Raw genomic sequence first — 24083 nt, 5'->3', positions numbered from 1 at the left:
ATTATCGAGGATAAAGTGTAAGTTTTATTATTAATTAGACTCTATATAATCATATCTTTGGCATAATCGCTATTAAGTACGATTAAGCCAAGACAATAATTTTTTACAAGGTAAGGATTATCTGACTATGGGAACTAAAAATAATAATTTAGTTGTGCTAGGGGCTGGCTGGTTAGGCCATGCTTTATGTTTAGATGCCAAGAAAAAAGGTTGGCAGGTGCAAGGTACACATCGAAGCACCGAACATAACCATGATTTTTTAAGACAGCTAGAGCTTAAAGGTAATCAGCTAATTCATCAGCTTGATTTAGAAGATGCATTTTGGGTATGCGCTATACCACCGCGTAGCCGTGACGATGACAGTGACTATTTGGTTACGCTTGAAAAGTCATTGGCGCTTGGCAAAAACCTAAACTGCAAAGGCTTTATATTGTGCTCATCAACAGGTGTCTATAATAGCGATAACCAGGTTTACGATGAACAAAGTGACATTACTTGTACTACCCAACGGCAACAGCGTTTGTATGACGCAGAGCAGCTTGCCTTAGGGGCTGGGGCAAAGGTAATTCGCTTAGCAGGGTTACTTGGTCCAGAACGTGAGCCAGGTCGATTTGTGGCTGGTAAACAACTTAATAGCTCAAGCCAGCAAGTCGTTAACATGGTGCATCAGCAAGATGTAATAAATGCCATTAATACGTTAATACACAACTGGCAAAATGCGGCATCTGTTTATAATGTGGTTAATCCGTTTCATCCAACTAAAGCTGACTATTACCGTCAAAAAAGCCAACAACACGGTACGGCTATGCCAAGCTTTTTAGGTGATGAAAAAGCCGAACGCATTGTTGATGGCTCGGCTATAGAGGGCTTAGGTTTTAATTATCAATACGATATATAAAAATTATTTAAAAAGTCGTTATTTAAAAAGATGGCAATACTGCGCTAGGTAATAAGCTACACAGTGTGCCTTGTTGTAATAAGGCGTTAGCGGCTTCGATATCGGGGCCAAAGTAACGGTCTTTATCGTAGTAGCTTACTTTTTCACGTAAAGTCGCTTTAGCTTGCTCTACTTTATCGGACGCTTTAAGTGGCTTTCTAAAATCAAGCCCTTGCGCCGATGCTAACCATTCAACTGCCAACACACCTTGCGTGTTGTCGGCCATTTCACCTAAACGACGTGCAGCAAAAGTAGCCATTGATACGTGATCTTCTTGGTTTGCTGAGGTCGGTAAGCTATCAACAGAGGCTGGGTGTGCCAACGACTTATTTTCAGAGGCAAGCGCCGCCGCGGTTACTTGGGCAATCATAAAGCCTGAGTTAACGCCGCCGTTCTCAACTAAAAATGGCGGTAGCTTTGACAGGTTTGAATCAATTAATAGTGCAATACGTCGCTCAGCTAACGCGCCAATTTCAGCAATCGCAAGAGCTAAATTATCAGCAGCCATAGCAACGGGCTCTGCATGGAAGTTACCTCCAGAGATAATATCGCCTACATCTGCAAATACTAGCGGGTTATCGGTAACGCCGTTTGATTCGCACAATAATACCTCAGCGGCTTGGCGAATTTGAGTTAAACAGGCGCCTAGTACTTGTGGTTGGCAGCGTAAGCAGTATGGATCTTGTACTTTTTCACAATCGACATGAGCTTCACTAATTTGTGAGCTATCACCTAGTATTTCGCGAAATATAGCGGCGGAATCAATTTGCCCACGCTGACCGCGTATTTCATGAATACGTGCATCAAATGGCGAACGACTCCCCATGGCGGCTTCAATGCTCATCGAGCCAATAGCACAGCTTTGTGCATATAGGTTTTCAGCGCGGAATAACCCTTGTAGTGCAAATGCGGTCGATGCTTGGGTGCCATTTAATAGTGCTAAGCCCTCTTTAGCAGCAAGAGTAAGGGGTTCGAGTCCAGCTATTTCAAGGCCTTCGGTAGCGCTGATTAACTTGTCTTGATAACGCATTTCGCCCTCACCTAAAAGCGCTAAGCACATGTGTGAAAGCGGCGCTAAGTCACCTGATGCACCTACAGAGCCTTTTTTTGGCACGCACGGGTAAACTTCTGCTTCAAGTAGTTTTATAAAAAATTCAATTACTTTTAAGCGAATACCTGAAAAGCCACGCGATAATGAATTGATTTTTAATACCATCATCAAGCGTACCGTACTGTCGTTCATAAACTCGCCAATGCCTGCAGCGTGAGAAAGTACAATAGAGCGTTGTAGTAGCTCAAGTTCATGCTCTGCAATTTTTGTGTTGGCTAATAAGCCAAAGCCGGTATTTATACCGTACACGGTGCGTTGTTCGTTGATTACGTCTTGCACCGTTTGCGCACTGGCTGCAATCTTAATGTCGCTATCTTTAGCGAGTGTTAGTTTTATTGGTGATAAACTAATTTGACGCAAGCTGGCTAAATCAAGTTGGCCTGGTGTGAGAGTGTGTTCAAACATGACTAATCCTTATTCTTTATTCAGCATAGGTAGGTCGAGACCTTGTTCGTTGGCGCAATTAATGGCGCTATCGTAGCCTGCATCGGCGTGGCGCATAACGCCTGTTGCAGGGTCATTCCAAAGTACTCGGCCTATACGAATAGCGGCTTCATCAGTACCATCAGCAACAATCACTATGCCAGAGTGCTGACTAAAGCCCATACCAACGCCACCACCGTGATGTAATGACACCCACGTCGCACCGCCTGCGGTATTAAGTAAGGCATTCAATAATGGCCAATCTGATACTGCATCAGAGCCGTCTTTCATGGCTTCGGTTTCACGGTTAGGGCTAGCTACTGAGCCTGAGTCTAAATGGTCACGGCCAATAACAATCGGGGCTTTTAACTCACCATTTTTTACCATTTCATTAAATGCCAGCGCTAAGCGCGCTCTGTCTTTTAAGCCAAGCCAACAAATACGTGCTGGTAGGCCTTGAAATTGAATGCGATCACGGGCCATATCAAGCCAGTTATGTAAGTGTTTATCGTTGGGGATAAGCTCTTTTACTTTAGCATCAGTTTTATAAATATCTTCTGGATCGCCAGAAAGTGCAACCCAGCGGAACGGGCCAATACCTTGACAAAACAGTGGACGAATATAAGCTGGCACAAAGCTAGGAAAGTCAAAAGCATTCACTACGCCTTCTTCGAAGGCCATTTGACGAATATTATTGCCGTAATCGGTCGTTGCAGCACCGGCTTGTTGCAGTGCCAACATCGCTTTTACTTGCACCGCCATTGATTGCTTAGCAGCTTTTATCACGGCTTTACCATCTTTTTCGCGCATGTTGGCGGCGTGGCGCATATCCCAACCTTGTGGCAAGTAGCCATTTAGCGGATCGTGAGCAGAAGTTTGGTCGGTCACTACATCTGGAGTAATGTTACGCTTCACTAGCTCGCTAAATACGTCAGCGGCATTACCTAATAAGCCAACTGATAGCGCCTCACCTTTAGCGCATGCATCGTTAATACGAGTTAAGGCATCGTCTAAATCAACTGCTTTTACATCAACGTAGCGAGTTTTAATGCGAAAATCGATACGGCTTTCATCACACTCAACTACTAAGGCACTAAAGCCCGCCATTGTTGCTGCAAGGGGTTGCGCGCCGCCCATACCGCCTAGGCCGCCGGTCAATACCCATTTACCTTTAGCATCACCAGCAAAGTGCTGCTTTGCCATGGCGACAAAGGTTTCGTAGGTGCCTTGCACAATGCCTTGAGAGCCAATATAAATCCATGAACCAGCAGTCATTTGCCCGTACATCATTAGGCCAAGTTTATCTAGCTCGTTAAAGTGTTCCCAATTAGCCCAGTGCGGCACGAGGTTTGAATTGGCAATCAATACGCGTGGTGCATTACTGTGAGTTTTAAATACCCCAACAGGCTTACCTGATTGCACCAGTAAGGTTTCGTCATCTTCAAGTCTATCAAGGGTTTCTATTATTTTATCAAAACATGGCCAATCACGGGCTGCTCGGCCAATACCACCGTATACCACTAGCGCATGAGGATGTTCTGCTACTTCTGGATCGAGGTTGTTCATTAGCATGCGTTTTGCCGCTTCGCTAAGCCAGCTTTTTGCGCTGATTTTATCTCCGTGAGGAGCACGAATTATGCGTGATTCATCGAGTCTATTGTTCATTATATGATCCTGTTGTATATACAAGCTTAATGCTTTTAAAAAATACGCTGTAAAGCGCATCTTTTTGATATTTATACCTGTAAAAATTATAGTCTTTAAATTTATTTCTTAAATGTTAAGTGCCCACCTAAACGGTATTTGTTACCTGGCGATACTAGCCGAGCAAAACTAACAATACCTTGCGATGACCATGTACGGCGAATTACCTGTAAGCAGGGTTCTTCATAGTATAAGTTTAGCCATTGGCACATTTCGCTATTGGGCATAATTGCTTCTACTGTGTGATGCGCCTCGGTAAGTGGTGCCACACTCGATAAATATTCATGGGGCGTATGGGCATGAAAATTCTGCTGTAAATAATTACTTGCAAGCGTTGGGTTCACAAACCGCTCTTCTACCTGCAAGGGATGATCGTTTTCGTTATGCACAATCACACTGCGATAAACTACACTGTCAATATCAACACCTAGAGCAATAGCAATTGGTGCGAGCGCATTGATTGATTCTAAAGCTTTAATGGTGCAGCTATAAGCGCCACTTCGGGCTTTTACTTCATCAGCAATGTTTTTAATTTCAAGCATAGATGATTGCGATTTAAAACTCGCTACAAACGTACCTAACCCTTGGCTACGATTTAATATTCCGGCTTCTGTTAGCTCGCTAAGTGCCCGGCGTGCCGTCATACGGCTAACGCTAAACTGCTTTGATAGTTCATTTTCAGAAGGCACGCGCTGGTCTTCAAGCCACAGACCAGAACGAATATTAGCAACAATAAATTGTTTAATTTGGGCAAATTTAGGTGTGCTCATAGTATTAAGCGATACTTTAACGTTTTTATCTGATTACAAAGATGGCATAGTTACCTTGTATATACAAGATGGCTTGTTAAGCTGATAAAAACATTTTAAAGGATGGTTATGGCTATAACTGTAAATGACGCATGCCCAGAGTGGGATTTATTAATCACGGATGCCAATATTGCTACTATGGATATCAGTATCGATGCCCCGTATGGCACCATCGAAAATGCAGCATTAGCGATAAAAGATGGCTTAATTGCATGGCTTGGTAAGCAAACTGATTTACCTAAATTTGATGTGTTTTCCACTCCGACCATTTCCGCTAAAGGGGAGTGGTTAACACCGGGTTTGATTGATTGTCATACCCATTTAGTTTTTGCAGGCTCACGTGCAGAAGAGTTTGAGCAGCGCTTACAAGGTGTCAGCTATGAACAAATAGCCGCGCAAGGGGGCGGCATTGCCAGCACTGTGCGCGCCACCCGTGAGGCGGATCATGAAAGTTTATTTGTGCAGGCAAAAGATCGCCTTAATACACTTTATGGTGAAGGTGTTACCACCGTTGAAATTAAGTCGGGTTATGGACTTGACTGTGAAAACGAAATAAAAATACTCGAAGTAGCACGATTGCTTGGTGAAAATCATCCGGTAGATGTAAAAACGACTTTTTTAGGTGCGCATGCTTTACCGGGGGAATATAAAGACCGTAGTGACGAATATATTGAGCTGGTGTGTAACGACATGCTTGAACAAATAGTCAGTGCTGATTTAGCCGATGCAGTAGATGTTTTTTGTGAAAATGTTGGCTTTAGTAACGCCCAAACACGGCGGGTATTTGCTGCGGCTAAAAAACATAACTTACCGGTAAAATGCCATGCTGAGCAGCTTTCAAACCAGCAAGGTGCAATGCTGGTGGCTGAGTTTAACGGCCTATCGGCCGATCATATTGAACACTTAGATGAAGCTGGTGTTAAAGCGATGTCAGAGGCGGGCACAGTGGCGGTATTATTGCCTGGTGCTTTTTACTTTTTACGAGAAACCAAGCAACCGCCCATTGCGCTTTTACAGCAACATGACGTGCCAATTGCGATAGCCACCGATTTTAACCCTGGCACATCACCACTGTGTTCATTGCAATTGATGATGAATATGGGATGCACGTTATTTAGGTTAACGCCAGAGCAAACTCTAACAGGTGTAACACGAAATGCGGCAAAAGCACTGGGCTTAGTAGATCGTGGAATATTAAAAGTGGGTATGCGAGCAGATATTGCTCATTGGCAAATATCACACCCCGCACAATTAAGTTATCAATTAGGTGTAAATAAACTGTTGAACCTGTGGGTTTTTGGTCGGCTTAACTAGTTTTTTTGTTGTTTTAGCTGTATTTATTTACGCTCATCTGTGTTGGCTGAAGCAACAGCAATTAGGGGGTTAAGCGTTGTGTCTAGACTCTCTAGCACCAAGATAAGTATTCACCAGAGCTGTAATAATTTGTCCCGAGGCGTTCATGCCGGTAGTTAAACCATTGGGGTCTTGATTGGGAGCAGCTTCGCATAAATGAATGTAGTGGGTATTTTTTTGTGTTGCTGCTAAATAAACAAAATGCTCCGCATCGCTCACGCTAAACCCACAATAGGTATATGCACTGGCGGGCATATGTGAAATGCTATCTAGGTCTACTTCAATACCAAGCGGGCCGTCATTAAGGTTACAGAGCGCTTTTTGGCATGCTTCAGTTAGGGTTATATCTCGTTTTACTTGTATCTGTTGGTAGCTATCATAAGAGAAATGGGCGGCTTTTAAAGCATCAATAATGGCTTGGTTATTTTTTTGCTCATGAAATCCCATAACATGGTAGTTATTAAGGTATTTTTCCTCATAAGCATAACGAAAGCCATTTCCGCTATGGCGACCTTCACAATCACGAAAATCAGCATGAGGGTCAAAATTAATTGCATTAACAGGCGCATTTTTAGACTGACTCAAGGCGCGAATAATGCCATAACAATTATTATGCCCGCCACCAATAATTATTGGTTCAAGCCCTGCGGCAAAAACGAGCTTAAGCACTTGCGTAACACGCTCATCGATTTCTGCGCATAGCGTTCTAAGTTGTGTTAATTGCTCCGGGTTTTGATTATCGAGGTGCTGTGCTTTTTGAATTAAATCATCCAGGTTGACCTCACCGAGTAGGAGTACTTTTTCGGTGGCTACAAATTGATTATTTGACTGGTTTAAAAAACGATTTAAAAACGCTTGCCAGCCATCTTCTGCGCCGCCATTACCACCGTTAGCGCGAGGGCCAATATCTTCGCAAACTCCCAATAGCACATAACGAATACCAAATTGCTTGGCATCATGCATAGCGGCTAAGGGATCAACCTGCGTGTCGAGCAAGGCGAGCGATTTCCATACTTTTTTTTCATTATGACGACGACCGCATAAATGTTTAACGGTCGCCTCTGTATAAACAGTTAAGTGCTGGCTCACTTTTAAGCTTCTATAATTTCCAGCTCTAACTCTTCGGCAGATAGCACAATGCCGGTGCTATCGGCGTAGATGAAGTCATCATCAAAAAAAGATACGCCAGCAAAGTTAACACCTATGGCATCTTCGCCAGCACCTTGGCTATCAGCGGCAACAGGAATAGAGCCGATAGCTTGCACGCCAATATCAAGCTCTTCTAATTCATCAACATGGCGAATGGCACCATATACAACAATACCTTCCCAATTATTTTCAATAGCAAGTTCAGCAAGTTCAATATCAATTAATGCGCGGCGAGTTGAACCGCCACCGTCAATTAATAGTACACATTGTTCACCATCTTGAGAGAGTATATCGCGGATCAGCTCATTGTTTTCAAAGCATTTAACGGTCTTAATGCGGCCACTAAACGAATGACGCCCACCAAAGTTAATGAACATTGGTTCGAGCACATCAACCACATCGGCAAAGTGATCGCATAAATCTGAAGTGCTGTAATCCATTTTATTATCCTCTAAAGAGACTATTGATTCTTAACTAGTATACCCTGCTTAATTGCAATAACAACGACTTAATGCACCTTTAAAGGGATAATTTGCACAAAATATACTCTAGCTCATAGTGCGCAACATTAGTGTCTTAAAAACGTCACTCGATTGTTATTTTTAACGTCTAAGCTGAGCTTGTACATAGTTTGTACAGCTTTAGGAGTAAACCATGAGTGACAAAAATGTAGTACAAAACCGTTTATTGCAACAACTAGCGCAGGTTGACGAGACCCTTTTTCTTAAGCTGTTTAATGGTAACTCTCCGAATTGGTTAAAAGTATCCGCGTTAGGTTTTTCAAAAAGTGGTGATGGCGGTTTATATTTATTACTGGCAGTGTTGCTTAGTTGGCTTGGTACTGAGCAGCAGCCTTATTTGGGATTAACTTTATTAGTCGGTTTTTTGATTGAGCGGCCAATTTATTACGTGGCAAAAAATAGCTTTGCACGTATTCGACCATGCGATTGCTTAGTTAAAGGCGCTTATATCGTACCTAGCGATCGGTTTAGCTTACCTTCAGGGCATAGCGCAGGGGCATTTTTAGTCGCAGTGATCTTAAGTCAGTATTTTCCTGTATTTAGTTGGCTTTGGCTTAGTTGGGCGGCAGGAGTTGCAGCATCGCGAGTATTATTAGGCGTACATTTTCCCGCTGATGTGGTTATTGGCGCGTTAATAGGCTCAAGCTGTGGGGTGCTCGCGCTAATGTGTGTTGAGGTCTTATGAGAATATTGTATGGAATTCAAGGAACAGGTAATGGTCATATAACTCGAGCGCGAGTCATGGCAAAAAGCTTTAAAGCACTGGGAGTGCAGGTTGATTATGTTTTCTCAGGCCGGGCGAAAAATAGTTATTTTGACATGGATGATTTTGGAGATTTCCGCAGTTTTGCAGGACTCTCGTTTAGCACGCAGTGTGGCCAAATTAATCGTTATAAAACCCTAAAAAATGCGCGCGTATGTCAATTAGTTAAAGATATAAAAAAGCTTGATTTAAGCCCTTATGATTTTGTATTCAATGACTTTGAACCCATAACAGCGTGGGCGGCTAAAAGGCAGAATAAGCCAGTGGTAGGAATGAGCCATCAAGCAGCATTTTTATCACCTAAGGTGCCATTGTTTGGTTGGGCTGGGCTGCGTCGTTGCTTAATTAAGCACTATGCCCCAGCGAATATTTATTTAGGCGTACATTGGCAACCTTTTTCTCAGAACATTATTCCACCATTTATTGTTCAAAATCAGCATCATAACCAGATTGTTGTTAATAATAAGGTGTTGGTTTACTTACCTTTTGAAGAGCTTGTCAGTATTGTTGATTACTTTAAAGACTTTCCTGAAAAAGAGTTTTATTGTTACCACCCAGATGCCAAAAACAGCTCGTTAGGGCATATTCATTTACGTACGCCGTCACGAGATGGCTTTTTAAATGATCTAGCCAATAGCTGTGGCGTTATTGGAAATGCGGGGTTTGAGCTTTCGAGTGAAGCATTAAAGTTGGGTAAAAAATTGTTGCTTAAACCACTCAGCGGCCAGTTCGAACAAACGGCCAATGCTAAAACGTTATTATCAATGCAGGCTGCCCACGTTATGAATTACCTTAACCCGTATGTACTTGATGATTGGCATAATAGCCAACAACGAAAAAAAATTAATTTCCCAAGTGATCCCACGCCATTAATTACATGGTTAAAAGCCAAGCAATGGCAAAACACTCAACAATTGCATCAATTTTTGTGGCGGTCAATTACTTCATAATATTTTAGCAGGTACTTGTATAGACGATAAACCCATCAAGCTGATTGTTTTATAAGTTTAAACAGTTTTGTGCTGCTTTGGGTTTATAGCCTTGTCGGCGCTAGGGAGATTGAGTAAGGATTATAATGATAAATCAGTGGTTTAAGTTGGAGTTGAGGCCTCGTTACCTTGCGCGTTTTTTGGGTCTTCAGCTTCGCTTAACCAACAACTACATTGCTAGCTTTAACGCTTGGCTGTTCTAGCTTTCCAATTAGCTAACAATCAGGGCACAAACTTAATTGGTACGCTGTCTTTACTCGCTTCATGTTCTACAACACGCTGCTGGTAAGTTTGCCACAAGCTGGTTTGCTGATCTTGTAAGTGATGAAGGTAAGCCCAGCTGAATAAGCCGCTATTGTGACCATCGTCAAAGTCTAAACGTAGTGCGTAATGGCCGACGGGTTCAATCTTTTTAATACCAACTGACTGCTTATCAAGCACGAGCTTCATAGGTTCATTGCCGTGCCCTTGCACCTCTGCAGAAGGAGAGTGCACCCGTAAAAACTCACTGCTGAAGGTTGCATGTGATTCATCATCAAAATAAACGTCGAGGGTTTTACTTTGCTTGTGATAATGAACTTTAGTGACTTGTTTCATAAAAAATACTCTTAATAAAAAAGCCTCCAGTGGGAGGCTTAATATAGTATAGCTTAAAAGGTGTCTAAAGAATAAAGCGACTTAAGTCTTCATCTTCAACTAGAGCTCCTAGGTGCTTTTCAACGTAGGCGGCATCAATTACTAAACTCGAACCTGCTTTTTCCGAGGCATCGTATGAAGTTTCTTCCATCAGTTTTTCCATCACGGTATGTAAACGACGAGCACCGATGTTTTCGGTTTTCTCGTTTACTTGCCAAGCGGCTTTAGCAATGCGTTTTATTGCATCGTCAGCAAACTCAATACTCACTTGCTCAGTTTTTAATAGCTCACGTTGTTGCTCAGTTAATGATGCGTGAGGCTCAGTTAAGATGCGTTCAAAGTCATTAGCTGTAAGTGCCTCAAGTTCAACACGAATCGGTAAGCGTCCTTGTAGCTCTGGGATCATGTCTGACGGTTTTGACATTTGAAACGCACCAGAGGCAATAAATAACATGTGATCGGTTTTCACCATGCCATGCTTAGTATTTACCGTTGAACCCTCAATAAGCGGAAGTAAATCGCGCTGCACGCCTTCACGGCTTACATCAGGACCAGAGGCTTCGCCGCGTTTACAGATTTTGTCTATCTCATCAATAAACACAATACCGTTTTGCTCAACAGAGAAGATAGCCTGTTCTTTAAGCTCTTCAGGATTAACCAATTTAGACGCTTCTTCTTCAGTTAATAACTTAAAGGCCTCTTTAATTTTTAACTTACGTTTAGTTCGCTTATCATTTGACATGTTTTGGAACATGCCTTGTAATTGATTGGTCATTTCTTCCATGCCCGGTGGCGACATAATTTCAACATTAGGCTGGGCTTGGGCTAAATCAATATCAATTTCTTTATCATCAAGCTGGCCTTCGCGCAGCTTTTTACGAAATGATTGACGAGTTGATGAATTGTCATCGCGCTGGCTTTCCCCGTGAGAATCTTTTGCCGGCGGCAGTAACACATCTAAAATACGTTCTTCAGCAGCTTCTTCTGCGCGGTGCTTAAATTTTTCAGTTTGCTGCTCGCGAGTCATTTTAATCGCTACTTCAACTAAGTCGCGAATAATGGTTTCAACTTCTTTACCGACATAACCTACTTCGGTGAACTTAGTTGCTTCGACTTTAATAAATGGTGCATTAGCAAGCTTGGCTAAACGACGTGCTATTTCAGTTTTACCCACACCGGTTGGGCCAATCATTAAAATATTTTTTGGCGTTACTTCATTACGCAGATCGTCATTTAACTGCATACGACGCCAGCGGTTTCGAAGTGCTATAGCCACTGCTTTTTTTGCATTTGTTTGGCCAATAATATGCTGGTCAAGTTCGTGAACGATTTCTCTTGGAGTCATTGCAGACATAGCAGTTCCTATTACAATTCTTCGATAGTTTGAACGTTGTTGGTGAATACGCAAATATTGCCTGCAATAGTCAGGCTTTTTTCAACAATTTCTTTTGCGCTTAAGTCGGTGTTTTCAAGTAGTGCGGTTGCTGCTGACTGAGCAAAGTTACCGCCACTGCCAATAGCAATGAGGTCATTTTCTGGCTGCACTACATCACCATTACCGGTAATAATTAAGGAAGCTGTTTCATCGGCTACAGCAAGCAAGGCTTCGAGTTTTCGAAGGGCTCGGTCACTACGCCAATCTTTGGCCATTTCAACGGCGGCTTTGGTTAGGTTGCCTTGGTGCATCTCAAGTTTACTTTCAAAGCGCTCGAAAAGGGTGAAGGCATCAGCAGTGCCGCCAGCAAAACCGGCGATCACTTTACCATTATAAAGGCGTCGAACTTTGCGGGCATTGCCCTTCATTACGGTGTTGCCAAGAGATACTTGGCCATCGCCACCAATTACAACTTTGTCATCGCGGCGTACACTTACAATCGTGGTCATGTTATTCCTCATCATCGAGTTGCAGGGGCAACTCGTAAAAAGCGGTTGATGAAAAGTTAATATGGGTTAATGGGCTAAATTCAAGTCCAAAACCAAATTCCACAGCCAGTTACTTTGCTTCGTTTAAGTTTATTTTTGTCGCTCTCGGCTAAGCGCTTGGTTTTATATGGCCCTAATCGTACTTTATACCATACGCCATTGCTGCCAGTAGACTTTTTAATTTCGGCAATTAAGCCTGCAAAAGCAATTTTTGCTTTAAGAGTTTCGGCTTGTGATTTGGTTTTAAATGAGCCACATTGCATAACATACGGGCCTTTTTGCTCAAGCTTTTTAATTGTAACTTGAATTTCTTGCTCTTTGATTTCTTTAATGAACTCAGGAGGGCGAGGCTTGGCTATTTTTGACTCTGACTTTGCTTTTGTAGGGTTAGCTTGTTGTTCAACAAGTTTAGGGTCAGCATTCTTTTTCACATACCAAAGGCCAAAGCTAAATCCGCCAACTAACAAAACAGCTAAAATAATCAGTAAAATAGGCAAAGGCTTTTTCTTTGGCGGTTGCTTTTTACTCTTACGGTTGCCCGGTTTTTTATTAATGAAATCGTGTTGTGCCATAACTGTTGGACTTGTTACCTTAAATCATGTCGATTGGGTCTACATCTAAGCTCCATCGCACCTTTTGCGCTAGTTTATTGGTACTTAAATAGTCGACCATTTGCGCGAGATATTGATGTAAAAGAGGGCGATCGTGCGCTTGAATATGTAATTGAAAACGATACTTACCTGCTACTCGCTCAAGCGGCGCAGGAATTGGACCGAGCAATTGTATACCAGATAGGCCTTGAACAGGAACCAAATCCGTTAAAAAATCGACGACTTGCTTAATGTTGTGACCTTCAGCACGAACAATAGCCATATTAGTGACGGGGGGGAGTTCTGCATCATTGCGTTCTTGTAGTGCAAAGCGTGCAAAGTCTTGGTAACCATTATTTACTAAATCTTGTAATAATGGGTGCTCAGGGAAATGGGTTTGTAGTAATACTTGTCCGGGTTCGCCACTACGTCCAGCACGTCCTGCCACTTGAGTAACGAGTTGAGCTAAATGTTCGGTGGCGCGAAAGTCACACGAATATAAGCCGCTATCCACATCTAAAATTAGCACTAAACTAACGTCAGCAAAGTGGTGGCCTTTCGCCAGCATTTGTGTACCGACTAATAAACGGGCGCCGCCTTGATTTATGTCATCCAGCGCCTTTTCAAGGCTGCCTTTACGTCGTGTAGAGTCGCGGTCTATACGGCTAATTGGCGTTTCTGGAAATTCAGTCATTAAAAACTCTTCAATTTGCTCAGTGCCTTTACCATTAGGAAATATTTGTGTACTACCACAATCGGGGCATTGATGAGGCACATTGTTTTGTTCGCCGCAGTGATGGCAAATCATTTGGCCAATGGCTTTATGAAATGTAGCACTGGTGCTGCAACGTGAGCACTCACTTAGCCAGCCACACTCGTGACATATTAATGTGGGGGCAAAGCCTCGGCGGTTTAAAAAAACCATTACTTGTTTACCGCGCGCTAAATGTTGGCGCATAAAGGCCAGGCTCGCATGGGCTATCCCGGCTTGATCGGGCTGGCCTTTCATGTCGATAAGTTGAAACTGATTGTCAGTGCTGGTTTGTGCTCGCTCAGTTAAACTAAGCAATTGGTATTTATTGTTCAGTGCTTTATGTAGCGTTTCAAGAGCTGGAGTGGCACTGCCCAATATTAGCGGTATTTTATGTCTATAAGCACGATAAGCCGCTAAATCACGAGCATGATAGCGTAAGGTATCTTGTTGTTTAAATGAGCTGTCGTGCTCTTCATCAACGACAATCATGCCGAGCTTTAAAAATGGCAAAAAGATGCTAGAGCGAGTGCCAATTACGATTGCACAACTACCTTTCTCACAAAACCGCCACGTTTGTAAACGTTCATTATCGGTCAGTGCTGAGTGCCAAAGCATTATTGGCGTGTCTGGAAAACGGCGACGAAAACGGTTAACAGTTTGCGGTGTTAGGCCAATTTCAGGGACTAATACTAACGCTTGCTCACCCCGTTGTAATACATTTTCAAGGCATTGTAAGTACACCTCTGTTTTACCGCTACCGGTTACGCCTTCAAGTAAAAAGCTGTTAAACCCGTTACTTTGATTAATACTGGTGCAGGCAACCGCTTGTTCTTTATTGAGGGTTGGTTTAGTGCCGATTGTTGGGGCTACTTGCTGCCATTGATTGTCGTATTCAATGCTTTGCTCAATTAGTCCTTTAGTTACTAAGCTGTCGATGGTTTTTTTAGTAAAGCCCAGCGCTTTTAATTCTGTGAGCGACGACTTGCCTGAATTGGCAAGTTGCTTGAGTAGGTTTAATTGGGTTTTAGCTTTAAGTGATGGCAGCTTTTCGCCTTTTTCGCTAAGCGATACCATACTGATACTGGTTTTATCAGCGCATTGCCCTTGACGCAGCGCCGCTGGAAGCGCTATATGAATCGTTTCGCCTAGTGGGTAGCAATAGTAGCGGGCCGTGAACTTGAGTAAATCAAGGTGTTGCGTACTTAAAATAGGTTGGTCATCAATGACTTCGATAATCTGTTTGATTTTATTATCTGGCACGTCAGTCGTATTTTTAAGTGCGAGTACCACTGCGACCTTTTTTTGATTACCAAATGAGACGGTGACACGCATGCCTGGCGTTAACGGTGGTTGTTGTTCGTCAATTTTATAATCAAAGGTTCGGTGTAACGGAACTTTTATAGCAACTTCAACAAAACTCATAAATAACTCACCGATAAACTAATCTCTTAATGTACTAAAAATACTTGTAAAAACATACCAACAAATAACCTAAGTTAAAGTGATTGGTTACTTTTTAATAAGTTTTTTAGTAAAAATCACATATAAAGCTTGTGGCGGACAGGCTTGTTGAATAGAATACGCGCCCTAACTAATTTGTTTTAATCGACGTATGGTACCAGACTTCGGGTTTGGAGAGCGATGCGGCCTTAACTAGAGGTTTCTATGAAAAAAGGTATACACCCTAAGTACGAAGTAATTTCAGCAACTTGTTCGTGCGGAAATAAATTCGAAACAAGCTCAACTCTTTGTAAAGATATTCACTTAGACGTTTGTTCAGCTTGTCACCCGTTTTATACTGGTAAGCAAAAGATTTTAGACACTGGTGGCCGTGTTGATCGTTTCAACAAGCGCTTCGGTGCACTTAGCAGCAAAAAATAATTATTGCTGTTTAGTTGAAAGAAGCACCTTAGGGTGCTTTTTTTATACCTAAATTTCCTGCCATTTAATCTTGCCCACGTGGTTTCTCCTACATAACTATTTATCTTCTTTATACTGGCTATATTTATTGTGGTGCAGACAAAGTGTACTTTTGTTTTTATATTTTAATCAGTTTATATAAAAATATAGTCGTCATTAAAACACAAAATGTAGTTATCTTGTTGCTATATGGTTCTAACTTCTTAATTATGAATGTAAGTAAGGTATTACTGCTAAGTGTGCCTTGAAGTGTATTTTTTAGTAAAAATATATTGGTTAATATAACTAAATTATGAATTTATATTAGTTTAAATTATGTTTTTTTTGGTGAAGATTGTAGCCAAAACGCATAAAATTAACGAATATAGCTTATAACAGGATAGACCTGATATTGCTTGAATTTAATTATAATATAGGTATGGTTCTAACAAAAGCAACTCTCTCTCACTTTAACTTTGCAGGATAAAATCGCGTTATGTCAGATTTTCGTGAAAAAGCACTACATTACCATGCCCATCCCGTTCCAGGAAAAATCAGTATCGAGCTTACCAAGCCTGCTGAAACAGTCCATGATTTAGCGCTCGCTTATAGCCCCGGTGTTGCAGAGCCTGTACGCGAAATTGCCGCTGATCCTGCTAATGCTTATAAATATACTGGCAAAGGTAATACGGTTGCGGTGATCACAAACGGTACTGCTATTTTAGGATTGGGTAATTTAGGTCCGCTTGCTTCAAAACCTGTTATGGAAGGTAAAGCACTATTATTCAAGCGTTTTGCAGGTTTGGATTCAATTGATATTGAAGTAAAGCACCGCACAACAGAAGACTTTATCAATACTGTGGCTAATATCGCCGATACCTTTGGAGGTATCAATTTAGAAGATATTAAAGCTCCCGAGTGTTTTGAAATCGAAAAAGCCTTAATTGAGCGTTGTAGCATTCCAGTGTTTCATGATGACCAACACGGCACCGCGATTGTCACTGCTGCTGGTATGATCAACGCACTTGAAGTACAAGGTAAAGATATCGAAGATGCTATTATCGTATGTTTAGGTGCAGGCGCTGCCGCAGTTGCCTGTATGGAGCTATTAATTAAATGTGGTGCCCTGCGTGAACATATTTATATGCTTGATCGTAAAGGTGTTATTCACACACGCCGCGATGACCTGAACGAGTATAAGCAATTATTTGCTAACAATACGGATAAGCGCACCTTACAGGATGTTATTGAAGACGCTGATGTGTTTGTTGGTGTGTCGGGTCCTAACTTATTATCTGCTGAAGATTTAAAACTAATGGCAGACAGACCCGTGGTATTTGCTTGTTCGAACCCAGATCCAGAAATTTCTCCGGTGGTGGCTCACAATGCGCGTAATGATTTAATTATGGCAACAGGGCGTTCTGATTATCCAAACCAAGTAAACAATGTTTTATGTTTCCCGTTTATCTTTAGAGGCGCATTAGATGTACGCGCAACTGTGATTAATGACGAGATGAAAATTGCCGCCGTGGATGCTATTCGTAGTATTGCTAAAGAACCAGTACCTGCAGAGGTGATAAAGGCTTCTGGCGTTGATAGTTTAGAGTTTGGTGCAACTTATATTATCCCTAAGCCAATGGATCCGCGTTTATTGCCACGCATCGCTAAAGCGGTTGCGCAAGCAGCGATAGATTCGGGTGTAGCGCAAATAGATATGCCAGACAACTACATGGCGTAAAGTTAATATTAAAAAACCTCAGTAATTTACGTCGCTGAGGTTTTTTTATGCTTATTATAGAGCTACTCTTCGCTTAAGATGGGCACTTCTAGTCCCATTTCTTGCATTATTTTCTTCACTTCTTCAGGCACTTTTTCAGCGTTATCTTTACGTAAGTCTTCATCATTTGGTAAAGGTTGGCCGGTAAAAGCATGCAAGAATGCCTCACACAGTAGTTCGCTATTAGTTGCATGTCGTAAGTTATTAATTTGGCGGCGAGTACGCTCGTCAGTTAAAACTTTTAATACATTTAGCGGGATCGAAACGGTGATCTTTTTAACTTGCTCTGATTTTTTCCCGTGTTCTGCGTATGGGTGAATATATTCACCATTCCATTTAGCCATAAGATGTATCGTTGCCTCAGGTTATTAATTGTTTGCATAGCCTTTGCTACGCAAAGATGCCGAAATTCTATCTTGTTAAACAAGATAGTCAAATACTTGTTGTTTAGCCATCTAGGAGGTTAAAAGTTTTTACTGCTGTATATTCGTCTAATAACGCTATAAATGCTTTGACTTCTTATATTTGATCACCTAACCTTTTAGACGTCTAAACATCCAATTATATAGGTGACGATATGAGTCAAAAAAACAAAGCAACCATTACAGTGCGTAGTGGCATTGATGCCGATAAACACCATGGCGCAGTTGTACCGCCGCTTTATTTATCGACCACCTACTCATTTGCTGACTTTGACACTAAGCGTGCTTATGATTATGGTCGCAGCGGTAACCCAAATCGTGACATCTTAGCTGAAACCCTAGCCGAGCTTGAAGGCGGTGCTAAAGGCATTATTACTGCAACCGGTATGTCAGCGGTCCATTTAGCTACGCAACTGCTTAACAGCGACGATACACTGGTAATACCGCATGACTGTTACGGTGGCAGCTACCGATTATTTACTTCACTTGCTAAGCGAGGCTTGTTGAAGCTTGAGGTTTTGGATTTAACCAAAGCTGAAAATCACCAAAAAATTCTTGAAATAAAACCAAAACTAATTTGGATTGAAACCCCCAGTAACCCAATTTTACGCTTAACCGATATAAAAGCGATTACCACAATTGCAAAGCAGTGTGGCGCATTAGTGGGCGCAGACAATACCTTTTTATCGCCAGCTTTACAAAATCCTATTGAGTTTGGAGTTGATATTATAGTGCATTCAACCACTAAATATATTAATGGTCATTCTGACGTTGTGGGCGGTGCTGTGATTGCAGCTACTCAAGAGTTAGGTGATGAGCTTGCTTGGTGGGCAAACAATATAGGTATTACTGGCGCACCATTTGATAGCTATCTAACGCTACGCGGCCTGCGTACGCTTAATGTACGTTTAAAGCAACACCAAGAAAATGCTTTCACGATTGCCGAGTATCTCGAGTGTTCACCGTTTGTTAGCCAAGTTTATTATCCTGGCCTTGCATCTCATCCGCAACATGAGCTTGCTAAAGCGCAGCAGCGTGGTTTTGGTGGTATGGTGAGTTTTGATATTAAAGGTGATGTTAATGATGCAGCAGCGTTTTTAACTAGCCTTAAAGAATTTAGTTTAGCAGAGTCTCTGGGGGGAGTAGAGAGCTTAATTTGTCATCCTGCCACTATGACTCACGCAGGCATGGAACCAAAAGCACGTTTAGAAGCGGGCGTTGGCGATACGCTTATCCGTATGTCAGTAGGTATTGAAGATGTAAAAGATTTACTGGCTGATTTAGACCGTGTATTTAATAAAGTTAAACCTGGTCAAGGGCTGCAGCAAGCAACTCAAGACACCAAAGAGCAAGCGAAAACAGCGCAATCCTCAACTTATAGCAGCTTTGCATTAACGGCTGCTCATACGGCACTATGGTAATAATATGGTAGATGTTGTTCATAAATTTGGTGGTTCTAGCTTAAGCTCTCCTGAACGTTATCAGGCGGTTGCGAATATTGTATTAGCTAATAGCCAATCGGGCGACTGCATAGTCGTTTCTGCAGCGGGTAAAACAACCGATACACTCGTTAAGCTTTGGCATAGTTATCAGCATGAGGATAACCAAGCCCAAAGTGATATTATTTTATTATTAGATAATCACCAACGTTCGTTGATTGAGTCGTTATTAAAAGGCGCACAAAAACAAAAATTACTTAGCTTGCTCAATCAAGAGCTTGCTGCTATTAGTGAATTGGCACATAGCAATAATTTACACGAGGCAACATTATTAGCGCACGGTGAATTGTGGTCAGCGCGTTTATTAGCGGCTTACCTAGTTGAGTTAGGTATTGAAGCGGGAGCGATAGATGCTCGTCAGCTATTCACTTTGAATGACGGTCAGTTATTACATCAAAAAAACCAACAGCAATGTAGTGAGTTAATCAATAAGCATCAAATTAATGTGGTTACTGGTTTTATCGCTGCTGATTGCCAAGGTAACGCAGTAACTCTTGGTCGTAATGGTAGTGATTACAGTGCAACATTATTGGGCTATTATTGCCAAGCAAAACAGGTTTCAATTTGGACTGACACGCAAGGTGTATTTAGTACTGATCCGCGCAAAGTTAATAAAGCGATTAAGTATTCTAAAGTATGCCGTGGACAAGCTAACTTATTAGCACGTTTAGGTAATCCTGTGCTGCATGCAAAAACATTGTCGCCACTTAAAAACACAGGTACTAAATTACTGGTACGCAGTAGTTATGACTGCGATGCCAGCTCTACCGAAATTGTCAAAGAAGGTTTTTGTAAAGCAAAGCGCTTTATTACTACCCTAGAAAATATTGATTTATTGCGAGTGGATAAGTTAAAGGCGGGCGAAGTAGGTGAGTTGAGCCAGTTGATTCAACATAGTTTGCATCACTTTAGCAAAAGTGGTGACACTTATTTATTAGTTCCAGCGCTTGCTACTCACCAAGTGGTTAACTATTTAACTGGGCGGGTTAATATTATTGAGTCAAACCTCAATGGTTGTGCGGTTGTAGCGCCAGAAGCGGATATTAAGCACCTAGCAGAGCAAGCTGTAACAGTACTTAGTGAACAAAGCATCGTGACGCGTTTTAGTCATCAAGATCAAGATTACCTATTAACGCTTACCGACCAAAAGCTCACTAGTGATGTACTGAGTATTTTGCATGATAAGTTAATTAATAAAAGCCAAGAATTAGCGCTTATTATCGCCGGTCTTGGCAATGTGGGCGAAACCTTTATTGAACAGCTTGAGCAGCAACTAATGCGATTGTCAGCGCAATTTAATATTAAGCTTGTGGGTTTGCTTCGCTCTGAGCAGATGCTATTTAGCCCAAGTGGTATTAATTTAACGAGCTGGAAAACACAATGGCAAAATGAAGCGGTTAACTATCAGCAAGATGAATTGCTCGCGCATATTAGCGAGCTTGATTACGAACATAAAGTGGTGATTGATATCACCGCCAGTGAAGGTTTTAGCCTACTTTATCCAGCTTTTGTTGATTTAGATTGCCACTTAATAAGTGCTAATAAATATGCAGGTACTGCAGATAACAGCTGGTATCAAGCACTTCGAAATAACTTAACTGAGCGTAATTTACTATGGCGCTATAACACGAGTGTTGGTGCGGGCTTACCGATTAATTTTACCTTAGCTGATTTACAAAATAGTGGCGATAAAATCACTCATATTGAAGGGGTTTTTTCAGGCACGCTCTCATGGCTATGTAGCAGCTATGATGGCAGTCAGCCATTTTCAGAGTTAGTATTGGAAGCGCAAAAAATGGGCTTTACTGAGCCAGATCCACGTGAAGACTTATCTGGCCGCGACATGCAGCGTAAGTTATTAATACTTGCTCGTGAGGTTGGCTTAACCTTAGAGCTTGATGATATCGCGCTAACGCCACTAATGCCTGAGCAATTAGCGGGTGGTGACTGGCAGTCATTTTTAGATAATAAAGACCTACTCGATACTTTTGTGGCTGAAAAAGCTGCTGCTGCAAAAGCTAAAAATGAAGTGCTACGTTACACCGGCGCACTAAGTTTAATTAATGGTAAAGTCGCGGCAGAAGTGGGCTTAGTCAGTGTGCAAAAAAGCGATGCACTTGCGAACTTAACTCCCGGCGATAACATCTTTGTTATTAATAGTCAGTGGTACAGCGATAACGCGTTAGTAATACAAGGCCCCGGTGCGGGTAAAGAAGTGACTGCAGCAGGTGTTCACTCTGATTTATATTGGCTTGTACAAAATCTTCAATAAGCAACATAATTATCCTAATAAAAATGCCAGCAATATGCTGGCATTTTTGTTTGTTAACTTAAGTTTTGCCGTTGAATTAAAACAGTTCTTCTTCTGTTTTGGTTTCTTCTTCAAAAACATTGACCGGTTGCTGCAATACATACTTGGTAGGCGAGGTGCCTTTAGTAAAGTACTCAAATCGACTGGTGTAATCGTTTTTGTGGCTTAACAATCCAGTAGCTAAGTCGATACGCACTGATACAAGGCCTTCAGGCGGCTCTATTGGCGCTTCAGGTTTATCTTTAAGGGCAAACTTCATATAATCAATCCACGCAGGCTGGGCAGTTTTAGCGCCAGACTCTGCACCTGATATTTGTCCGCTATCAAGGTTGCTGTTATATGTTGAGCGTCCTAATGGATTACCGGGGTTATCAAAGCCCACCCAAACAGTGGTCATTATGTCGCGGTTAAAGCCACTAAACCAAGTATCGATAGAGTCATTGGTGGTCCCTGTTTTACCCGATAAGTCACGACGTTCTAAAGATTGTGCTCGCCAACCTGTGCCACTCCAACCGGTTTTATGAGCCCAGCTGCCGCCGCCCCAAATTGCGCTATTCATCGCATCAGCTATTAAAAACGCATTTTGCTTTGAAATAATACGCGGCGCGCAAGTAACAGAAGGAGGTTGCTTGCTAGGCTCTATCGTTTCATTATCACACGCTAATTCAGGCTCAGTTTTAAATAGCACGTTACCTGCGAAGTCCTGAACTTCAGTAATGAAATAAGGAGTGATTAAGTGACCGCCATTAGCAAAAGTGCTCATACCACGGGCCAGCTCAAGCGGTGTAATTGAAGCACTACCTAAAGCCAGTGACTCACTGCGGTTAATGTCGCTGTTGGCAAAGCCAAATTTTAGCAGGTGATCGGCAGTTCGTTGTAAGCCAACACCACGTAGTAAACGTACTGATATCACGTTTTTAGATTGCGCTAATGCGCGACGGATACGAATTGGGCCATTATAAACAGCAGGACTGTTTTTTGGCCGCCATGCTACCCCTTGGCTTTTATCCCATTGATTTATTGGGGCGTCATTTAAAATTGAAGCCAATGTATAACCACGTTCAATAGCCGCAGAGTAAATAAAGGGTTTGATATTTGAGCCTACTTGGCGTTTAGCTTGTACAGCACGGTTATACTGGCTTTGCTCAAAACTATAACCGCCAACAATGGCTTTAATACGGCCATCGTTTGGATCAAGCGAAACCAGAGCGCTCGCCGGTTCTGGTAGCTGGCTTAATATATAACTGCCATCGTCTTTTTTACGTAACCAAATTTGTTCACCCGGATTTAAAATATCTGTAGCCGCCTTCGGAGCATAGCTTTGACGGTAACGGGTAATATATTTACGTGCCCACTTTAAATTTTCCCAATCAAGAGTGGCGTGCTCTCCATTTTTCAAAAGTACTTGAGCGCTTTTTTCTTCTACCTTCATAACGGCAGCAGCCAAAAGTGGGCCAATTTCGTTAGCACTTTTTAGCTTTTCTAAAATATCACTTTCCGAGGGGGCCTGCTGGTTTTCAACATTCCATAAAATCGCTTCGGGGCCGCGAAAGCCATGACGCATATCGTAAGCATGTAAGTTATCAACTAACGCTGTTTGGGCTGCCTTTTGTACCTTAGAATCAACACTGGTATATACATTAAAACCGGAGTTGTAAGCTCGTTCATAACCATAACGAGCAACCATTTCGGCGCGCACCATTTCAGATATATAAGGAGCGTATAAATCTATTTCAGCGCCATGAAAAAACGCTGTAATTGGCTCTACTTTAGTTTCATCATAAACGGCTTTTGTTATATAGCCTTCAGCAAGCATGCGCCCTAGCACTACGTTGCGACGAGCCTTTGCACGTACGGGGTTACGAATGGGGTTTAATGCCGAAGGGGCTTTAGGTAAACCTGCAATCATTGCCATTTGCGCTAAGTTAAGCTCATTTAGCGTTTTACCGTAATAAACTTGAGCGGCAGCGCCAATACCAAATGCACGATTACCTAGCTCGATTTTATTCAAATACAAGGCTAAGATCTCATCTTTAGAAAGAACGTTTTCTATATGCAATGCGATGAAGATTTCTTTAACTTTACGAATGTAGGCTTTTTCGCGAGTTAAGAAGAAATTACGAGCAAGCTGCATGGTGATGGTACTTGCGCCTTGTTTCTTCTCACCTGTAGAAATGAGCACCATAGCTGAACGGACAATACCGATAGGATCGATACCTATATGTTGATAAAAACGATTATCTTCGGTTGCTAAAAATGCATCGAGTAATGGTTTTGGAATTTCCTCTATGGTCACAGGTATCCGGCGTTTCTCACCAAACTGATTGATCAGTTGACCATCACGAGAGAAGACTTGCATTGGAGTTTGCAATTGTACGTCTTTTAAAACTTGTACGCTGGGGATATCAGATTTAACATAGTAATAAAGACTGACTAGGGTAATCAGCCCTAAGAATGTGCAAATGATAAAAAATTGTAAAGTTCGTTTTAATAAAATCACTTATATTTCCCTG

Annotated in this window: 20 protein-coding genes; 8 read left to right on the top strand and 12 right to left on the bottom strand. The window is 42.0% G+C overall.

Going from position 1 to position 24083, the window contains the following annotated elements:
- Positions 1 to 127: 127 nt before the first annotated feature.
- Complete coding sequence (locus ACT3RM_RS05835) at positions 128 to 898, top strand: NADP-binding protein (RefSeq protein WP_441994669.1); 771 nt, start codon at positions 128 to 130, stop codon at positions 896 to 898.
- A 22-nt stretch (positions 899 to 920) separates the two neighbouring features.
- Here ACT3RM_RS05835 and hutH read toward each other — a convergent pair whose 3' ends face one another.
- From hutH to hutC, 3 genes are all read right to left on the bottom strand, one after another.
- Positions 921 to 2453 carry a histidine ammonia-lyase gene (hutH, locus tag ACT3RM_RS05830; protein WP_441994668.1) on the bottom strand — a complete coding sequence of 511 codons (1533 nt, stop codon included), beginning with the start codon at positions 2451 to 2453 and terminating at the stop codon, positions 921 to 923.
- Between the two features lie 9 nt (positions 2454 to 2462).
- The gene (hutU, locus tag ACT3RM_RS05825; RefSeq protein WP_441993006.1) at positions 2463 to 4136 is read right to left on the bottom strand and encodes a urocanate hydratase; all 1674 of its coding nucleotides are present in this window, start codon (positions 4134 to 4136) and stop codon (positions 2463 to 2465) included.
- 101 nt (positions 4137 to 4237) lie between these two features.
- Positions 4238 to 4945 (bottom strand): histidine utilization repressor, encoded by a 708-nt coding sequence (hutC, locus tag ACT3RM_RS05820; protein WP_441993005.1) that lies wholly within the window; start codon positions 4943 to 4945, stop codon positions 4238 to 4240.
- 108 nt (positions 4946 to 5053) lie between these two features.
- Here hutC and hutI point away from each other — a divergent pair, with 108 nt between their 5' ends.
- Positions 5054 to 6298: an imidazolonepropionase gene (gene hutI / locus ACT3RM_RS05815; protein WP_441993004.1), complete on the top strand. Its 1245-nt coding sequence runs from the start codon at positions 5054 to 5056 to the stop codon at positions 6296 to 6298.
- Positions 6299 to 6367: 69 nt separating this feature from the next.
- Here the strand turns inward: hutI and ACT3RM_RS05810 are convergent, their stop codons facing one another.
- Together ACT3RM_RS05810 and rraA are read right to left on the bottom strand one after the other, a co-directional pair.
- Positions 6368 to 7426, bottom strand: coding sequence for a formimidoylglutamase (locus ACT3RM_RS05810; protein ID WP_441993003.1), 1059 nt, complete (start codon positions 7424 to 7426; stop codon positions 6368 to 6370).
- A gap of 2 nt (positions 7427 to 7428) precedes the next feature.
- A complete protein-coding gene (gene rraA / locus ACT3RM_RS05805) occupies positions 7429 to 7926 on the bottom strand; it encodes a ribonuclease E activity regulator RraA (RefSeq protein WP_441993002.1) in 498 nt (165 codons plus the stop codon).
- A gap of 214 nt (positions 7927 to 8140) precedes the next feature.
- Between rraA and ACT3RM_RS05800 the strand changes: the two genes are divergently transcribed.
- On the top strand, positions 8141 to 8692 hold the full coding sequence (locus ACT3RM_RS05800) for a phosphatase PAP2 family protein (protein WP_441993001.1): 552 nt from the start codon (positions 8141 to 8143) through the stop codon (positions 8690 to 8692).
- Positions 8689 to 9720, top strand: coding sequence for an MJ1255/VC2487 family glycosyltransferase (locus ACT3RM_RS05795; RefSeq protein ID WP_441994667.1), 1032 nt, complete (start codon positions 8689 to 8691; stop codon positions 9718 to 9720). The genes ACT3RM_RS05800 and ACT3RM_RS05795 overlap by 4 nt, the downstream gene beginning before the upstream one ends.
- Before the next feature lie 261 nt (positions 9721 to 9981).
- Here ACT3RM_RS05795 and ACT3RM_RS05790 read toward each other — a convergent pair whose 3' ends face one another.
- The 5 genes from ACT3RM_RS05790 to priA form a co-directional block, all read right to left on the bottom strand.
- A complete protein-coding gene (locus ACT3RM_RS05790; protein ID WP_441992999.1) occupies positions 9982 to 10356 on the bottom strand; it encodes a gamma-butyrobetaine hydroxylase-like domain-containing protein in 375 nt (124 codons plus the stop codon).
- 64 nt (positions 10357 to 10420) lie between these two features.
- The gene (hslU, locus tag ACT3RM_RS05785; protein ID WP_441992998.1) at positions 10421 to 11749 is read right to left on the bottom strand and encodes an HslU--HslV peptidase ATPase subunit; all 1329 of its coding nucleotides are present in this window, start codon (positions 11747 to 11749) and stop codon (positions 10421 to 10423) included.
- Positions 11750 to 11760: 11 nt separating this feature from the next.
- Complete coding sequence (gene hslV / locus ACT3RM_RS05780) at positions 11761 to 12279, bottom strand: ATP-dependent protease subunit HslV (RefSeq protein WP_441992997.1); 519 nt, start codon at positions 12277 to 12279, stop codon at positions 11761 to 11763.
- An 80-nt stretch (positions 12280 to 12359) separates the two neighbouring features.
- A complete protein-coding gene (locus tag ACT3RM_RS05775; RefSeq protein WP_441992996.1) occupies positions 12360 to 12890 on the bottom strand; it encodes an SPOR domain-containing protein in 531 nt (176 codons plus the stop codon).
- 19 nt (positions 12891 to 12909) lie between these two features.
- Positions 12910 to 15084, bottom strand: coding sequence for a primosomal protein N' (gene priA, locus ACT3RM_RS05770; RefSeq protein ID WP_441992995.1), 2175 nt, complete (start codon positions 15082 to 15084; stop codon positions 12910 to 12912).
- A 243-nt stretch (positions 15085 to 15327) separates the two neighbouring features.
- Between priA and rpmE the strand changes: the two genes are divergently transcribed.
- Both rpmE and ACT3RM_RS05760 read left to right on the top strand, forming a co-directional pair.
- Positions 15328 to 15543 (top strand): 50S ribosomal protein L31, encoded by a 216-nt coding sequence (rpmE, locus tag ACT3RM_RS05765; RefSeq protein WP_441834081.1) that lies wholly within the window; start codon positions 15328 to 15330, stop codon positions 15541 to 15543.
- 514 nt (positions 15544 to 16057) lie between these two features.
- Positions 16058 to 17299, top strand: a complete 1242-nt coding sequence (locus ACT3RM_RS05760; RefSeq protein ID WP_441993106.1) for a malic enzyme-like NAD(P)-binding protein — start codon at positions 16058 to 16060, stop codon at positions 17297 to 17299.
- Positions 17300 to 17361: 62 nt separating this feature from the next.
- Here the strand turns inward: ACT3RM_RS05760 and metJ are convergent, their stop codons facing one another.
- Complete coding sequence (gene metJ, locus ACT3RM_RS05755; RefSeq protein ID WP_441834083.1) at positions 17362 to 17682, bottom strand: met regulon transcriptional regulator MetJ; 321 nt, start codon at positions 17680 to 17682, stop codon at positions 17362 to 17364.
- A gap of 233 nt (positions 17683 to 17915) precedes the next feature.
- Between metJ and metB the strand changes: the two genes are divergently transcribed.
- A complete protein-coding gene (gene metB, locus ACT3RM_RS05750; RefSeq protein WP_441993105.1) occupies positions 17916 to 19181 on the top strand; it encodes a cystathionine gamma-synthase in 1266 nt (421 codons plus the stop codon).
- A 4-nt stretch (positions 19182 to 19185) separates the two neighbouring features.
- Positions 19186 to 21531, top strand: a complete 2346-nt coding sequence (gene metL, locus ACT3RM_RS05745) for a bifunctional aspartate kinase/homoserine dehydrogenase II (RefSeq protein ID WP_441993104.1) — start codon at positions 19186 to 19188, stop codon at positions 21529 to 21531.
- A gap of 76 nt (positions 21532 to 21607) precedes the next feature.
- On the opposite strand, the gene ACT3RM_RS05740 is transcribed toward metL, so the two are convergent.
- Positions 21608 to 24070: a penicillin-binding protein 1A gene (locus ACT3RM_RS05740; protein ID WP_441994666.1), complete on the bottom strand. Its 2463-nt coding sequence runs from the start codon at positions 24068 to 24070 to the stop codon at positions 21608 to 21610.
- Positions 24071 to 24083 lie beyond the last annotated feature (13 nt).

The organism is Pseudoalteromonas sp. AOP7-A1-14 (assembly GCF_052376275.1).
In the GTDB taxonomy this organism is placed as follows: Bacteria; Pseudomonadota; Gammaproteobacteria; order Enterobacterales; family Alteromonadaceae; genus Pseudoalteromonas.
This window is presented reverse-complemented; position numbering and strand designations above follow the sequence as displayed.

What these genes read in the sequence shown, in the direction of transcription:
- metL (WP_441993104.1), top strand. Translation starts at nt 19,186, where the DNA reads ATGGTAGATGTTGTTCATAAATTTGGTGGTTCTAGCTTAAGCTCTCCT.
- ACT3RM_RS05835 (WP_441994669.1), top strand. Translation starts at nt 128, where the DNA reads ATGGGAACTAAAAATAATAATTTAGTTGTGCTAGGGGCTGGCTGGTTA.
- ACT3RM_RS05800 (WP_441993001.1), top strand. Translation starts at nt 8,141, where the DNA reads ATGAGTGACAAAAATGTAGTACAAAACCGTTTATTGCAACAACTAGCG.
- hslU (WP_441992998.1), bottom strand. Translation starts at nt 11,749, where the DNA reads ATGTCTGCAATGACTCCAAGAGAAATCGTTCACGAACTTGACCAGCAT.
- hslV (WP_441992997.1), bottom strand. Translation starts at nt 12,279, where the DNA reads ATGACCACGATTGTAAGTGTACGCCGCGATGACAAAGTTGTAATTGGT.
- metB (WP_441993105.1), top strand. Translation starts at nt 17,916, where the DNA reads ATGAGTCAAAAAAACAAAGCAACCATTACAGTGCGTAGTGGCATTGAT.
- ACT3RM_RS05775 (WP_441992996.1), bottom strand. Translation starts at nt 12,890, where the DNA reads ATGGCACAACACGATTTCATTAATAAAAAACCGGGCAACCGTAAGAGT.
- hutI (WP_441993004.1), top strand. Translation starts at nt 5,054, where the DNA reads ATGGCTATAACTGTAAATGACGCATGCCCAGAGTGGGATTTATTAATC.
- hutC (WP_441993005.1), bottom strand. Translation starts at nt 4,945, where the DNA reads ATGAGCACACCTAAATTTGCCCAAATTAAACAATTTATTGTTGCTAAT.
- rraA (WP_441993002.1), bottom strand. Translation starts at nt 7,926, where the DNA reads ATGGATTACAGCACTTCAGATTTATGCGATCACTTTGCCGATGTGGTT.
- hutH (WP_441994668.1), bottom strand. Translation starts at nt 2,453, where the DNA reads ATGTTTGAACACACTCTCACACCAGGCCAACTTGATTTAGCCAGCTTG.
- ACT3RM_RS05790 (WP_441992999.1), bottom strand. Translation starts at nt 10,356, where the DNA reads ATGAAACAAGTCACTAAAGTTCATTATCACAAGCAAAGTAAAACCCTC.
- rpmE (WP_441834081.1), top strand. Translation starts at nt 15,328, where the DNA reads ATGAAAAAAGGTATACACCCTAAGTACGAAGTAATTTCAGCAACTTGT.
- ACT3RM_RS05795 (WP_441994667.1), top strand. Translation starts at nt 8,689, where the DNA reads ATGAGAATATTGTATGGAATTCAAGGAACAGGTAATGGTCATATAACT.
- metJ (WP_441834083.1), bottom strand. Translation starts at nt 17,682, where the DNA reads ATGGCTAAATGGAATGGTGAATATATTCACCCATACGCAGAACACGGG.
- priA (WP_441992995.1), bottom strand. Translation starts at nt 15,084, where the DNA reads ATGAGTTTTGTTGAAGTTGCTATAAAAGTTCCGTTACACCGAACCTTT.
- hutU (WP_441993006.1), bottom strand. Translation starts at nt 4,136, where the DNA reads ATGAACAATAGACTCGATGAATCACGCATAATTCGTGCTCCTCACGGA.
- ACT3RM_RS05760 (WP_441993106.1), top strand. Translation starts at nt 16,058, where the DNA reads ATGTCAGATTTTCGTGAAAAAGCACTACATTACCATGCCCATCCCGTT.